General features: G+C 36.4%; 13 protein-coding genes, 1 pseudogene and 1 riboswitch. Of the genes and pseudogenes, 8 read left to right on the forward strand and 6 right to left on the reverse strand.

What is annotated here, in order from left to right:
- Positions 1-81 precede the first annotated feature (81 nt).
- Positions 82-1,281, reverse strand: coding sequence for a methionine adenosyltransferase (gene metK, locus NSQ08_RS22475; RefSeq protein WP_002015707.1), 1,200 nt, complete (start codon positions 1,279-1,281; stop codon positions 82-84).
- 169 nt (positions 1,282-1,450) lie between these two features.
- A riboswitch (SAM riboswitch) is annotated at positions 1,451-1,572 on the reverse strand.
- A gap of 228 nt (positions 1,573-1,800) precedes the next feature.
- On the opposite strand from metK, the gene pckA reads away from it, so the two are divergent.
- Positions 1,801-3,387, forward strand: a complete 1,587-nt coding sequence (gene pckA, locus NSQ08_RS22480) for a phosphoenolpyruvate carboxykinase (ATP) (RefSeq protein WP_002034448.1) — start codon at positions 1,801-1,803, stop codon at positions 3,385-3,387.
- Between the two features lie 296 nt (positions 3,388-3,683).
- Complete coding sequence (locus tag NSQ08_RS22485; RefSeq protein WP_002089120.1) at positions 3,684-3,881, forward strand: hypothetical protein; 198 nt, start codon at positions 3,684-3,686, stop codon at positions 3,879-3,881.
- 462 nt (positions 3,882-4,343) lie between these two features.
- Here NSQ08_RS22485 and NSQ08_RS22490 read toward each other — a convergent pair whose 3' ends face one another.
- The gene (locus tag NSQ08_RS22490) at positions 4,344-4,727 is read right to left on the reverse strand and encodes an ATP synthase subunit I (protein WP_340778918.1); all 384 of its coding nucleotides are present in this window, start codon (positions 4,725-4,727) and stop codon (positions 4,344-4,346) included.
- Between the two features lie 289 nt (positions 4,728-5,016).
- On the opposite strand from NSQ08_RS22490, the gene NSQ08_RS22495 reads away from it, so the two are divergent.
- Positions 5,017-5,238, forward strand: a complete 222-nt coding sequence (locus NSQ08_RS22495) for a hypothetical protein (protein WP_002034446.1) — start codon at positions 5,017-5,019, stop codon at positions 5,236-5,238.
- A gap of 28 nt (positions 5,239-5,266) precedes the next feature.
- Here the strand turns inward: NSQ08_RS22495 and NSQ08_RS22500 are convergent, their stop codons facing one another.
- Together NSQ08_RS22500 and NSQ08_RS22505 are read right to left on the reverse strand one after the other, a co-directional pair.
- Positions 5,267-6,172, reverse strand: coding sequence for a DMT family transporter (locus NSQ08_RS22500; RefSeq protein ID WP_061688343.1), 906 nt, complete (start codon positions 6,170-6,172; stop codon positions 5,267-5,269).
- A gap of 113 nt (positions 6,173-6,285) precedes the next feature.
- Complete coding sequence (locus tag NSQ08_RS22505) at positions 6,286-6,609, reverse strand: iron-sulfur cluster biosynthesis family protein (protein WP_061674603.1); 324 nt, start codon at positions 6,607-6,609, stop codon at positions 6,286-6,288.
- A gap of 211 nt (positions 6,610-6,820) precedes the next feature.
- Here NSQ08_RS22505 and NSQ08_RS22510 point away from each other — a divergent pair, with 211 nt between their 5' ends.
- The 3 genes and pseudogenes from NSQ08_RS22510 to NSQ08_RS22520 all read left to right on the forward strand — a co-directional run bounded on the left by NSQ08_RS22510 (position 6,821) and on the right by NSQ08_RS22520 (position 8,405).
- Entirely contained in the window at positions 6,821-7,003 is a 183-nt protein-coding gene (locus NSQ08_RS22510; protein ID WP_002034443.1) for a hypothetical protein, read from the forward strand.
- A gap of 62 nt (positions 7,004-7,065) precedes the next feature.
- Positions 7,066-7,259, forward strand: a pseudogene (locus tag NSQ08_RS22515) (Nif3-like dinuclear metal center hexameric protein); the annotation flags it as partial.
- A 138-nt stretch (positions 7,260-7,397) separates the two neighbouring features.
- The gene (locus NSQ08_RS22520) at positions 7,398-8,405 is read left to right on the forward strand and encodes a collagen-like protein (protein WP_340778925.1); all 1,008 of its coding nucleotides are present in this window, start codon (positions 7,398-7,400) and stop codon (positions 8,403-8,405) included.
- Between the two features lie 255 nt (positions 8,406-8,660).
- Here NSQ08_RS22520 and NSQ08_RS22525 read toward each other — a convergent pair whose 3' ends face one another.
- Positions 8,661-9,878 carry an ATP-binding protein gene (locus tag NSQ08_RS22525; RefSeq protein ID WP_002034441.1) on the reverse strand — a complete coding sequence of 406 codons (1,218 nt, stop codon included), beginning with the start codon at positions 9,876-9,878 and terminating at the stop codon, positions 8,661-8,663.
- 25 nt (positions 9,879-9,903) lie between these two features.
- Complete coding sequence (locus NSQ08_RS22530; protein WP_340778929.1) at positions 9,904-11,133, reverse strand: ATP-binding protein; 1,230 nt, start codon at positions 11,131-11,133, stop codon at positions 9,904-9,906.
- A 172-nt stretch (positions 11,134-11,305) separates the two neighbouring features.
- On the opposite strand from NSQ08_RS22530, the gene NSQ08_RS22535 reads away from it, so the two are divergent.
- Positions 11,306-13,333: a catalase gene (locus NSQ08_RS22535; protein ID WP_340778931.1), complete on the forward strand. Its 2,028-nt coding sequence runs from the start codon at positions 11,306-11,308 to the stop codon at positions 13,331-13,333.
- 21 nt (positions 13,334-13,354) lie between these two features.
- Positions 13,355-14,164: an alpha/beta fold hydrolase gene (locus NSQ08_RS22540; RefSeq protein ID WP_002034438.1), complete on the forward strand. Its 810-nt coding sequence runs from the start codon at positions 13,355-13,357 to the stop codon at positions 14,162-14,164.
- The last annotated feature ends 44 nt before the right edge of the window (positions 14,165-14,208 follow it).

Raw genomic sequence — 14,208 nt, forward strand, 5'->3', positions numbered from 1 at the left:
AGTTAAACCAATCGGGCTTTTACGGGATAAAACCAAATAAAAAAAGCTTTGCGCACACAGCGCAAAGCTTTTTTTCATATATTATAGACCAGCTTGCTCTTTTAAAGTAGCTGCTTTGTCTGTACGTTCCCATGTAAGATCTACATCAGTACGTCCGAAGTGGCCGTAAGCTGCTGTTTGTTTGTAAATTGGGCGACGTAAGTCTAGCATTTTAATAATACCAGCTGGGCGAAGATCGAAGTTGTTACGAACTAGTTCTACTAATACGTCTTCAGATACTTTACCAGTGCCTAATGTATCAACTGAAATTGATACTGGTTGTGCTACGCCAATTGCGTATGCAAGTTGTACTTCTGCTTTGTCAGCAAGACCAGCTGCTACGATGTTTTTCGCAACATAACGAGCTGCATATGCTGCAGAACGGTCAACTTTCGTTGCATCTTTACCAGAGAATGCACCACCGCCATGGCGAGCGTATCCACCGTAAGTATCAACGATGATTTTACGTCCTGTTAAACCAGCATCACCTTGTGGTCCACCAATTACGAAGCGGCCAGTTGGGTTAATGAAGAATTTCGTTTCTCCATCCATTAATTCTGCTGGAACTACAGCTTTAATTACGTGCTCTTTTAAATCGCGATCGATTTCTTCCCACGTAACATCTGGATGATGTTGTGTAGAAATTACAATTGTATCCACACGTACAGGTTTACCATTTTCATCATACTCAACTGTAACTTGCGTTTTTCCATCCGGACGTAAGTATGATAATGTGTCATCTTTACGTACTTCAGTTAAACGACGAGCTAATTTGTGAGCAAGCGAGATTGGAAGTGGCATTAATTCTTGTGTTTCATTACATGCGAAGCCAAACATTAAACCTTGGTCTCCCGCACCAATTGCCTCAATCTCAGCGTCAGTCATTTGACCTTCGCGTGCTTCTAGTGCTTGGTCAACACCCATAGCGATGTCAGCAGATTGCTCATCGATAGATGTTAAAACTGCACAAGTTTCTGCATCGAATCCGTATTTTGCGCGTGTGTAACCAATGCCTTGAATTGTTTCACGAACGATTTTTGGAATATCTACGTAAGTAGAAGTCGTAATTTCCCCCGCTACCAATACTAAACCAGTTGTTACAGTTGTTTCACAAGCTACACGTGCATTTGCGTCCTTTGCTAAGATCGCATCTAAAATTGAATCAGAAATTTGGTCACAAATTTTATCTGGATGTCCTTCAGTTACAGACTCAGATGTGAACAGATGACGTTTTTTTGTCATGTGGTAAACCTCCCTACAGTAATTGTATATATTGTACGGAACTCATCCTTAATTTGCCACAAACTGCGACATACATTTATTCTCCCACACAAGCATACAGAAAAACCTTTCCTACTTAACATAGAGGAAAGGTTTAATTTGCTACTTGCATACTGCTTTTTGCCCTTTGCTCTTATCGTTCGAGACCGTTAGCCTCGCACAGGTTTTAGCACCTATTCACCTGTATTTACCACTACAAATGAGGTTGCTGGGCTTCATCGGGCCTGTCCCTCCGCCAGCTCGGGATAAGAGAGTATCCGTCCCAACCTATACTAAAGAAATGATATTCATTTGTCAATTAATATTCACATTTTCCTGAAAGTTTTTCTCAATACCCATAGAATGAAATATTAATAGGGAAATGATACATTCACACAAACAAAAATAAATAAATAGTATACATTATTTATATAATTGTGTTATACTATTGATGGGGATTACGAGAAATATTTCATTAAATGAAAAGGATGGTATATAAATATGAGTACTGTGAATGTCCAAATTGGTTTACATGAATTATTGAACGGAAGCAATGCACAGATTCAATTAAGTGTTCCGCAATTAGTGGAAAAAGTATTAATGCGAAACGAAGGGAAATTAACTTCTACTGGTGCCGTTTCTGCTTCAACAGGAAAATACACAGGACGTTCTCCTAAGGATAAATTTATTGTGAAGGAAGCATCGGTTGCTGACAAAATTGCTTGGGGAGCCGTGAACCAACCGATCTCTGAAGAACATTTTAATAAATTATATATAAAAGTTTTAGAATACTTAAAAGAAAAAGAAGAGTTATTCATCTTCAAAGGATTTGCTGGCGCTGATCGCAACTATCGCCTACCAATTCAAGTTGTTAACGAATATGCATGGCATAATTTGTTCGTACATCAATTGTTTATTCGTCCAAATGAAGAAGAATTAGCAACTCACGAATCAGAGTTCACAATTGTTTCTGCACCAAACTTCAAAGCAGATCCAGCAATTGACGGTACAAATTCTGAAGCATTCATTATGGTTTCATTCGAAAAACGTATCGTACTAATCGGTGGTACAGAATACGCTGGAGAGATGAAAAAATCAATCTTCTCTATTATGAACTTCTTACTACCTGAACAAGACATTCTTTCTATGCACTGCTCTTCAAACGTAGGCGAAGAAGGCGACGTAGCACTATTCTTCGGTCTATCTGGAACAGGCAAAACAACATTATCTGCTGATCCAAACCGTAAATTAATCGGTGACGATGAGCACGGTTGGTCTGATAACGGCGTATTCAATATTGAAGGCGGTTGCTATGCAAAATGTGTAAACCTTTCTCATGAGAAAGAACCACAAATCTTCGATGCAATCAAATTTGGTTCAGTTTTAGAAAACGTTGTCATTGATGGTCAAACACGCATCGCTGACTATAACGATACTACTTTAACAGAAAATACACGTGCTGCATACCCTATGCATGCGATTGACAATATCGTACTGCCAAGTGTTGCAGGACATCCAAATACAATTATTTTCTTAACTGCTGATGCATCTGGCGTATTGCCTCCAATCAGTAAGTTATCAAAAGAACAAGCTATGTACCATTTCTTAAGCGGTTACACTAGTAAGCTAGCAGGAACAGAGCGCGGTGTTACATCTCCGCAAGCTACATTCTCTACTTGCTTCGGTTCACCGTTCTTACCGCTTGATGCATCTCGTTATGCTGAAATGCTTGGTGAAAAAATCGAGAAACATGATGCGAAAGTATTCTTAGTAAACACTGGCTGGACTGGTGGCGAATACGGCGTTGGTAAACGTATGAACTTAGGTTACACTCGTGCAATGATTCAAGCAGCACTAAGCGGTGAACTTGCTAAAGCTGAAACTGCAAAACACGACATCTTTGGCCTTGAAGTACCTCGTCATGTTCCAGGTGTACCTGATGAAGTATTAATGCCTGAACAAACTTGGGCTGATAAAGATGCTTACAAAGTGAAAGCAATTGAGCTTGCAAACGAATTTAAAGAAAACTTCAAAAAATTCGATAGCGTTTCTGAAGCTATTATTAACTTAGGCGGTCCAATCGCTTAATTACAAATTTTCTGTTGGAATAACCCTTTTACTCATATGAATAAGTGTCGTGTAACCGTAAAGTTCCGCGTACTCACCGACAAAACCCAATGCGGCTTAACGGTTACACACACTTACATAAAAAAGAAGCTTACGTTAAAAACGTAAGCTTCTTTCTATATCTTATATAAAGTGAAACTTTAATCTCTTCATCTATTGCATACCAATACCTATAAATTTACAGAAAATTCATTTTATAATCATTCGTTTGTAGTTTCCTATGATATAATTTACATATAAAGGAAAGGGTGAGGCCCATGAAAAATTTTTCTCGTACAGGAAAAATTTTATTCAGTTATGGAGCGATTCAAATGTTTTGGGGACTTGTAATGCTTAACGTTAATTTATTTGAGCATACAAGTGAAACGATAAAATACATTATTCTAATTACCGGAATAGTTTGTTGTATTGTATCCAACTTTTTTAAAGAACCTAAGAGTCATACTACTAAGTGATTTCATATTAACTTATTGGAAGCGGAAACCTATATTTTATACAAAGTTACGCTTCCTGTTGTACTATCCATCGCCGGATCCCTTATTCCAGAGTAAGCCAATTTTCAATTTAAATAACCGGATTTTCATATATACAAACCACGGCTTCGAACATATAAACTATTTTCCCACTCACTACATCCTTCTGGTTTTACACCGCATGGGACTAAAAAAGGATCTGACCGCTTCTATCCACCGCCGAATCCTCTATTCCATCTAAAAAAGTTCCAAACCTAATTTTCAATTGATATACTCGGATTTTCACACATACAAATCAAGGCTTTGAAAATATAAAGATATCTCTCGCTCACTTGCTCCTTCTGGTTTCGCACCGCATGTGGCTAAAAAAGGCCCTAACCGCTTCTATCCACCGCTGGATCCTCTATTCCATCTAAAAAGAGGCTTTTCATCTTTTTATCTTTTTCAGCCCTTCGTTAATTCTTCCTCATCCTTCATACTATAATACCCTAAATTAATAACGATTAAGAAATAACCACCCAGAATACCTACTGCAAATGCCCACATTACCATATGATGCTCAATTTCGTACATGATAATAGCACCAAAAATTGCAGCTGCAAAGCGATTAAACATACCAAGCGTCGGCGCTTTCGTCTTCTTTACTATACTATCTCCAAGCTTTTCGATACGCCTTCCTAAAATCCAAACACAATACATGCTTACAATAAGTCCAATTCCTGCACCTAGAAAATGTGCTGAAAACGGTGTTAACATCCAGCCTAATAACAGAATACCTAGTAGATAATACGATTGAATTTTAAACGACCTTAATGACATACTAATCATATTGTACTCCCCTTCAATAGTTTTTATCTATCCAACCAAAGCTATATAACTCATTTCTTTCGAGTCTATGGTACTTAAAATTCATTTCACTCAAATTTAAAAAACATAAACAGTATGTTTATGTTTTTTAAATGCTTTTAGGAAATAATATTATACAAGATTTCTAATATAGAATCCCTCATAAATGTGACGTTTTTCAAAACATTTTCGTCCAATTATGAAAAAATTGATATCAATCTATGAACATACGGATATGATGTAATAAGCACATAAATAAAGGGGGCGTCTAATGATTTATTTTTTAATGGCTCTCATTCATCTCATTGTTCCTGCACTTATTGGACTTTCCTTGTATTGGTACACGAAAAAACATAGTATTTTCTATGCTGTCCTCGGTGTTCTTCTTCCAGGTATTATTCTTATTACACTCTTCCGCATTCCTTTTCTTAATTTAATCCCACTTATTACTGCCATTTTATTCCTCGTATTTTTACCAAAAATAAAAAAATAGGAAAGCAGATCATAGGTGATCTGTTTTCCTATTTTGATATAGGTTCTTGCACGATAGAATTAGCTTCTACTTTCTCTGATTTCACAAACCATAGACCGAAGAAAATGATGATTCCACCGATTATTTGTTGAAACGATACATATTCATTTGCCCATACAGCTGCAAATAAAACAGCTACAAGCGGCGTAATATACATATATACCATCGTATGTGACGCACCAATTTTTTGAACACCAACATACCACATGACTAAACCGAATACTGTTACAAAGAAAATAGAATATAGTAAAGCAAACAATGTCATTCCGTGTGTAATGTGAAATGGCATGACAAATACATGTGGACCACTTAACAATAAGAGCGGAATCGCTCCAACTAATGTCGACCATGCAGTAACACGTAATGCTGAGTATTTTTTAATAAGCGGCCCTGCTAAAACGGGATAAAGTCCCCAACATATTGATGTAATAAGTCCAATCCCATTTCCGTAGAAAGAACTAGCGAGTGAATGCCCCGCTACTAAAACTAATGTAGCACCAATAAAGGCAATCATGGAACCAACTAACTTTCGAGAAGAAAATTTTTCTTGTTTCAAGAAAATCGCAAATACAGTTGTAAAAATAGGTGAAATAGATATGAGTAAAGAAGCATTTGTAGCGGATGTGTATTTTACAGTTTCCATAAATAACGTTTGATACAGTACAATACCTACAACGCTAACGATGATTAATCTTGGTATATCTTTTCGCTCCATATAAAGTGACTTTTCGATAAAGAACGTAAGTAATAACAGTAGTGGTGCTGCTGTCATCATTCGAACTGCAGTAAACTCTATTGCTGTAAATTCTAAAAGTCCATATTTCGCAATCGTATAGTTAATCCCCCAAATAATAACGACACTTAAAATTAATAACTCAATTCCCCACCTTTTCATGCGCAACCCCCTCCGCAAAGAGAATTATACAGAAAATTCAACTATATGTACATTTCATTATGTGAAAAAATCCATAAGAAAAAGGAGCATATTATATACTCCTTCTCTCTTCATTATAATCGAACATGTAACTTCATATTCGGATTATAAAACTGGCTTGGGCTCTTCAACTGGAAAGTCCCTCCAACTTCATGCCAATCAACTGTTAATTTATCATCCATAAATACAAGCTTTGTGCGATCTGCAATAAAGTTTAGTACGCTTGATTCGATATCTACATCGCGCTCATCTTTCTCTGAAACGGCTACTAAATCAATAATCCCGCTCATAACACAACCGCAACCTTCATTATCATAAAATAACTTTATATATTTCGTTTCACTTGGAATCGTATTCATAATCTTTTTATATGCTGCCTCTGTTACAGTAACGTACATGTGTTAACCTACATCCTCTCTTCTCGTATCATTTATATATTGTACCACCATTTTTCTTGAATCTTATATACAGAAAATTAAGACTACTATAAAATATATGTGATAAAGTGAAACTTTAATCAGGGAGGTATCCATCCCCCTCTGATTATTAGCCCTCGCCAATCAGGCTTTTACGAGTAGTTAATGCATGATAAAGGAGGTTGTATCACTGATGTTCAAACTACAGCGATATCTCATTTTCTTAGGTCTATTAGGTAGCTTTTTTATTTCTAGCGGAATGGTATTACAACATATACTTCCCTATTCTCCTTCTATTGGCTGGATTCTAGGTTTTATTTGTTTCCTATCCGCTTCTTATTTTTCCATAAAAAAACAAAAACAACTAACAAAGTAAGAACTATCTTAAGGAGGATTACCAAACATGCCAGCCTTAAAAGAAATAGAACAATAACTTAATCATTTATTACAGGAGAAATCCATTGCCATATCGACAATGATTATGGTAGGCATAAATACTCACTCATTATGGATTATGCGAAAGAAACAAATATGTCACTCATCGGTGTGTCACACTCTGCCTCTGAATATTTAGTGAAAGAGACATTGATGTAGATGTTACTTTGATTCCGCAGGAGACCTGGTGGTTATAAAACTAATAACACCTCCCCTATTTTTAAAATCTATATACACAATACGATCGACCACACATAAATATAGAATCTACAATATATATAAAGTAGTTCTACTTTTAAAACTAGATTTTCAAAAATATAGAAAGGAGATAATATATGTACCAACGCAATTGCTTTAGTTGTGACGGTAGACGCAACAGCGGTTCTATCGGCAGTACTGGACCTACTGGACCCACTGGTGCTACTGGACCTACTGGCAATGCCGGGGCCGGTTTGCAAAGTACTACCGCTTTTAGTCTAGCAGCCGCTCCTAACTATAAAACGGGACAAGTTGTCACTTACACGAGTAGCGGCTATGTTGTAAAAAAAGATGCACCTCAAGGATTTCCGAATGTGTCTCAAGATTATATCGTATTGGTAGAAGGTGGTCCTACCGGAGCTACCGGAACTTCTGGTCCCACTGGTTCTACGGGAGCTACCGGAACTACTGGTTCTACTGGTTCTACCGGAACTACCGGAACTACTGGTTCTACCGGTACTACTGGAGTCACTGGTTCTACCGGAGCTACCGGAAGTACTGGAGTCACTGGTTCTACCGGAGCTACCGGAACTATTGGTGCCACTGGTTCTACCGGAGCTACTGGAGTCACTGGTTCTACTGGAACTACTGGACCTGCTGGTAGTTCAACAGCGAAAAGTATTGTTTTTCAAGGGACGAATGCTGGGTTTCAACGTATAGCAGGTTCTCCTGGAATTGATTCTAACGTTATTCCGTATGTAACTGCTGGAGCTGGAAATATAGTTGGTTTTGCTACATCTATAAATATTAATAACTTACCCGCTGCTGTTTATACGATTGATATTTGCAGGAATGTCCCAACAAACCTCTCTGCCCCTACCTCTAGTTACATCCTATCTACTATTACTTTAACTACTACAGATAAAATTACGGGAACTATCACATTTTCAATTAAACCTACGGATATTGGCTCTAGACAACCTCAAGTGTATAACCCTACTCCAGCACCTGGACCTGCCACTGTAACTTGGACTAGTATTACAACCGGAAACCTGTTTTCGAGGGGGGATGCGATATCTCTTTATATTACCCCCGGGATTACGGCAAGTGCTGTATATTCTATTTTTCTAATCACTGATATATAGCCCTCACTTACAAATCGTTCATTTCACAAAAAACTCGCTACCGAGGCAAAAAAATTACAAATAAATGAAAACAAATAACAGACAAATTCATTATATACTCTCGCTTTAAAACACCCATATTTTGGATTGTGAATTTGTACAGTTTGTCAATGTTGTAAACATCCCGTTTATTAAAATTCCGTACTTCCTTCCACACTGAAAAGGGAAATCACTCTAAAGAAAGTGATTTCCCCTTTTTAAAATATCCCACTATAATTAAATCGGCAACATAATTTCAACAGTCGTTCCAACTCCAACTTCACTTTCAAAGTTCAATTTACCGTGGTGATCTTTAATAATTTTTTCCGTAACTACTAATCCTAAGCCTGTTCCAGTTTCTTTCGTTGTGTAAAAAGCTTCATTTAGCTTCGGAATTTTATCTTTCGGAATGCCGCATCCCTCATCTATAATTTGAACAATGATCACATCTTCCACTATAACTTTTACAGTAATAGTTCCGCCAACTGACATTGCTTCAATCGCATTTTTTATTAAATTAAAAAATACTTGTTTCAATCGTTTTTCCTCACATGTAATTGATGGTATATCTTTACTATAAATAGCATGCATTTTTATCCCTTGTTCTAAAGCTGGCTTTTCCATAACCCTGATAACATAAGAGATGATTTCTTTAATATTATGCGTTTCGGATTCTACCGATTTAGATTTCTCAAACCCATTTAGTTCTGTAGCAATTGTATGAATTCGCTCTACTTCCTGTCTCATAATTTCACTATAAATTTTATCTTCTGGATATTTTTTCGCTTGCTTATTCACAAGTTTTTTCAATTTTTCTAACGGTCTTCTAATCTTATCGCCAATTACTGTCGCCATTTTCCCAACCATTGCTAATTTCTCTACATTTCTTATTTCTTTATCCATCATTTCAAGTGTACGAACGTAAGATTGGAATCTTAAAAATATAATCCAACATATAATAACAAACACGCTATATAATGCTATTGGGATAAGAACAATAAAGGATTGAACAACGAATCCCATAAGTGCATATTTTCCAACAATAGTTCCGGCAACTAACCAAAAGTACCTCTTATTCACAAATATCGGTGCAAATAAAATAAAGAATCCTTCTACTATATTCCCGCCATCAAATTCCGCATCACTTCCGTAATAAATAATGAAGTTATTAATAAAATCCAATATATTATAGCCAATTAAAATAATATACTTCACAATATACGGCTTTTTCCATTTCATAAAATAAAGTCCTATAAAGAATAATCCAACCATCAAACTATATAGCCATAAACCTAACCCTTCTCCAAAAGCATCTGCTAGTTTTTGATTTTTATCTGATAAAAGGACAATAACTTTTTCAGCAAAATCATACGCAAAAAATATAACGAAGAATAAGCTTAAAAATATTATTAATGCCTTTATCTCTTCTTTTTCAAATATATTTCCTTTTTCCATATGATAACTCCTTTAACAACACCTCTTAATCTTGTGTCACATTGCGCTCACATTTTTTCGGGAGCAGTATTTCTACTCTCGTTCCTTTCTTTACTTCACTAGAAATGTGTAATTCTCCAAGATGCTCTGTCACAATTCGCTCTGCTACCGTAAGACCTAATCCAATTCTATCTTGCTTCGTTGTATAAAAAGCATCCTTAACTCGTCCTAAATTATCCTTTTTTATCCCAAAACCACTATCTACTATACTTACTATTACATAATCTCTTTTTTTATTTTCAACTTGTATTTTTAATGTTCCGCCATGTTCCATTGCCTCTAAAGCATTTTTAATAACATACAAAAATACTCCTTTTAATTTGCGTTTATCACATTCAATTTCACTTCTATTTTGCTCTTCATTAAAGGTGCAATTTATATTTAACTCGTTCATTTTTCCGCGCATGTTTTCTACCGCTTGTACTAAAACATCACTTATAATGTGTTTTCCATAAACAGAAGGTTTACATGTAGCAACCTCCATTAATTCGCTAATCATATTATTCATATTTTCGATTTTGAGAATCATTTGTTCATATGTTGCATCTTTTTCGTGTTTCTCTTTTTGTAATTGCGTAAACCCTTTTAATGAAGCAAGTGGGTTTTTAATTTCATGTCCGACTGTCGCTGCCATTTTTCCGATAACCGCCAATTTTTGTGACTGACTTGCCTCTGCAATACGTCCCTTTACTGCTGAAAGATATTGTAAAAATCGATTTAAAATAATAAATGACACGAAAAGTAACACCATATTTATAACAAGAGACATAAACAGGTTAAGTTCTCCAAATACAAATAGGTATATCATATATTTCCCTATAAGGAATGGCGCTAAGACAAATAAATATCTTTTACTCAAAAAGATCGGTACGAAGAAAATAAAAATATATTCAATTACATTCCCTTCATCAAATGCTATTCTATTATGAAAAGCATACCATCCAATATTAAAAGTCTCTGCGATCATGTATGCAAATAAATATGTATATTTAACTAAATATGCTTTTTCTCTCTCAAATAAGTAAACACTAATACCTAATATAGCCATAATATATGCAAGCTTCCATATCCCTTTATGCCAATTTCCTAAAGGCATTGTATCTTCTAATATAATCGCGTATGCAACCTCGTATACAATTAAAATAACATGTATTACCCATAAGAAAATCTTAGCGTTTTTCTTTTCTTCTTTAGCTGATAGAAAACTCTCTTCCACTTCAACACCCCTTCAAAAGAATACCATTTATTATAATAAATGATTTTCATAGACAAACAAAGATAAATTGAACAAATGAGGAAAATCAATCCATAGATAATATACTTCCCCACACCATATGTAAGCATAAAAACCATGCACAATAATACGTATAATATGGGAGGTGCTTTATATGGACGGTCGTGAAAATAAGAAGATAGAACAGTTACAATCCTTTACGAAAAACAATGAAGGAAAAGAGATGACAACGAATACGGGTGTCAAAATTTCAAATGATGAAAACTCTTTAACCGCCGGCGATCGTGGTCCTACACTTTTAGAAGATTTCCTGATGCGAGAAAAACTCGCTCATTTTGACCGTGAACGAATTCCTGAAAGAGTCGTTCATGCCCGCGGTTACGGAGCACATGGTGTTTTTGAGCTATATGATTCTTTAGAAGACTTAACAATGGCTCATTTTTTACAAGACCCATCTAAAAAGACACCTATTTTTATTCGTTTTTCTGAAGTTGCTGGATCAAAAGGTGCAAATGAAACAAACCGAGATGTACGAGGATTCGCTGTTAAGTTTTATACAGAGGAAGGAAATTTCGATTTAGTGGGTAATAACATTCCGATTTTCTTCATTCAAGATGGTATTAAATTTCCGGATCTTATTCATGCTCTTAAACCAGAGCCACATAATGAGATTCCCCAAGGACAAACAGCACACGATACTTTTTGGGACTTTATCGCCAATAATCAAGAATCAGCTGCGATGATGATGTGGATTATGTCGGATCGCGCAATTCCGAGAAGTTTTCGAATGATGCAAGGGTTCGGCGTTCATACATTTCGTTTAGTTAATACGCACGGAAAGTCACGATTCGTAAAATTCCACTGGAAGCCAAAGCTTGGCGTTCACTCGTTAATTTGGGATGAAGCTCAAAAACTAGGCGGCGCTGATCCAGATTATCATCGCCGTGATTTATGGGAAAATATTAATGCCGGAAACTACCCTGAGTACGAACTTGGCGTTCAAATTTTAGAAGAAGAGGATGAATTTAAATACGATTTCGATATATTAGATGCAACAAAAATTTGGCCGGAAGAAGACTTCCCTGTTAAGATCATCGGAAAAATGACGTTAAACCGAAACGTTGATAACGTATTTGCGGAAACAGAACAAGTCGCACTGCACCCTGGAAGCATCGTCCGCGGTATCGATTTTACAAATGATCCTCTCTTACAAGGTAGACTCTTTTCTTATACAGATACACAATTAGCCCGCGTCGGTACAAACTATCAAGAGTTACCGATTAATCGTCCGGTATGTCCTTTTCATAACAATCAAAGAGATGGTGCGTCTAAATATATAATTGATAAAGGAAAAGTCGCTTACCATAATAACTCTTTAGCTAATAACTCTCCCTTTACTGTACCTGGTACGAAAGGCGGTTTCGTTACATATCCTTCTACTGTTTCTGGACATAAAACAAGAGAGACAGCCGCTAGTTTTAAAGACCATTTCTCACAAGCCCGTTTATTTTGGAATAGTATGAGCCACGTCGAAAAAATCCATATTATGCAGGCCTTTTCCTTTGAATTAGGAAAAGTAAAAAGTAAATCAATTCGCCAACAAGTCGTAGGTATGATTGGTCATATAAGTACAGAATTAGCTACTTTAGTAGCTGAAGCAGTCGGGGCAACAGTGCCAAATGTTCAAGAATCAAATGTTACAAAATCCTCACCAGCACTAAGTATGGAACATACAACATTCAGCCCAAATACATTACGAGTAGGCGTCATTGTCGCAAACGGATATGACGGTCAAAACGCACAATATATTATAAATCAATTCAAACAAGCCGGTCTTCAGCCCGTTATTATTTCCGAACGATTAGGTTTTGTGCAAGGCTCTCAAAATGGACAGTGGGAAGTGAATGATACTTTCTTAACAGGATCACCACTTCTTTATGATGGGCTACTTCTTATTGGCGGAAATATTAATGATCATTTTCTTAACAAGGCAAGTTCATTCGTCGTAGAATCGTATAATCACTTTAAGCCAATTGGCGCTTTCCAAAATGGAACTACTATTGTTCAATCTTTAAACATCGAAGGAAAACCTGGCGTTATAACAGAACAAAATCCTACCTTACTTGCGAATGAATTTATTCAGGCAATGACAAAACAGCGATTTTGGGAAAGAGCCTATTAAAATACATGAGGAGGATACGTCATGTTCGTTACAGTGGAAAAAGATGTACACATTTTTGTTGAGGATATTAACCCAGGCCCTGGAAGTAAACCTGTCTTCTTCGTTCATGGCTGGCCTTTAAATCATCAAATGTACCAATATCAATTTAATATCTTACCACAACATGGTTTCCGCTGCATCGCCATGGATATACGAGGAAACGGACAGTCTGATAAACCATGGACTGGTTACACTTATGATCGTTTAGCTGATGATATCGCAATTGTATTAGATGCACTTCAAATAGAAGATGCTACGTTAGTCGGCTTCTCAGTCGGTGGCGCTCTCTCTATTCGGTATATGTCACGATATAATGGGCGTCGTATTTCCAAACTTGCATTAGTGGATGCTGTCTCTCCTTCTTTCGTGAAAAACCAAGAATCCCCTTACGGCGTACCGAAAGAACAAGCAGATGCTCTGATTGCTCAAATGTATGTAAATTTACCTAAGTTTCTAAGTGATGTATCTTTATCATTTTTTAATAGAAACTTAGGAGCTGCCACGTTAGAATGGTTTTCTTATCTCGGTATGCAGTCCGCTTCTTATGCTCTCATCAAAATTTTGCAAGCCGCTGCAAACGAAGACGTAACGAAGGACTTAAGTAAAATTAACGTCCCAACAAAAATATTCCACGGTGTTCACGACCAACTCATCCCTTATAAAAGTGCTGAGCTAACAAAAGAGCGAATTAAAAACTCTGAACTATATCCTCTTACAAATAGTGGCCACGGCTCTCCGATCGATCAAGCGGATGAATTAAATAAGGAACTGATAAAATTTTTAAATTCATAGTTCCTTTACAGTAAAAAAAGAATTTGCCCTTACGGCAAATTCTT

Origin of the sequence: Bacillus sp. FSL E2-8887 (assembly GCF_038007205.1) — a bacterium.
Lineage (GTDB): Bacteria > Bacillota > Bacilli > Bacillales > Bacillaceae_G > Bacillus_A > Bacillus_A mycoides.

Excerpts from the sequence above, each read along its gene's own strand:
- metK (WP_002015707.1), bottom strand. The coding sequence starts at position 1,281 with ATGACAAAAAAACGTCATCTGTTCACATCTGAGTCTGTAACTGAAGGA.
- pckA (WP_002034448.1), top strand. The coding sequence starts at position 1,801 with ATGAGTACTGTGAATGTCCAAATTGGTTTACATGAATTATTGAACGGA.
- NSQ08_RS22485 (WP_002089120.1), top strand. The coding sequence starts at position 3,684 with ATGAAAAATTTTTCTCGTACAGGAAAAATTTTATTCAGTTATGGAGCG.
- NSQ08_RS22490 (WP_340778918.1), bottom strand. The coding sequence starts at position 4,727 with ATGATTAGTATGTCATTAAGGTCGTTTAAAATTCAATCGTATTATCTA.
- NSQ08_RS22495 (WP_002034446.1), top strand. The coding sequence starts at position 5,017 with ATGATTTATTTTTTAATGGCTCTCATTCATCTCATTGTTCCTGCACTT.
- NSQ08_RS22500 (WP_061688343.1), bottom strand. The coding sequence starts at position 6,172 with ATGAAAAGGTGGGGAATTGAGTTATTAATTTTAAGTGTCGTTATTATT.
- NSQ08_RS22505 (WP_061674603.1), bottom strand. The coding sequence starts at position 6,609 with ATGTACGTTACTGTAACAGAGGCAGCATATAAAAAGATTATGAATACG.
- NSQ08_RS22510 (WP_002034443.1), top strand. The coding sequence starts at position 6,821 with ATGTTCAAACTACAGCGATATCTCATTTTCTTAGGTCTATTAGGTAGC.
- NSQ08_RS22520 (WP_340778925.1), top strand. The coding sequence starts at position 7,398 with ATGTACCAACGCAATTGCTTTAGTTGTGACGGTAGACGCAACAGCGGT.
- NSQ08_RS22525 (WP_002034441.1), bottom strand. The coding sequence starts at position 9,878 with ATGGAAAAAGGAAATATATTTGAAAAAGAAGAGATAAAGGCATTAATA.
- NSQ08_RS22535 (WP_340778931.1), top strand. The coding sequence starts at position 11,306 with ATGGACGGTCGTGAAAATAAGAAGATAGAACAGTTACAATCCTTTACG.
- NSQ08_RS22540 (WP_002034438.1), top strand. The coding sequence starts at position 13,355 with ATGTTCGTTACAGTGGAAAAAGATGTACACATTTTTGTTGAGGATATT.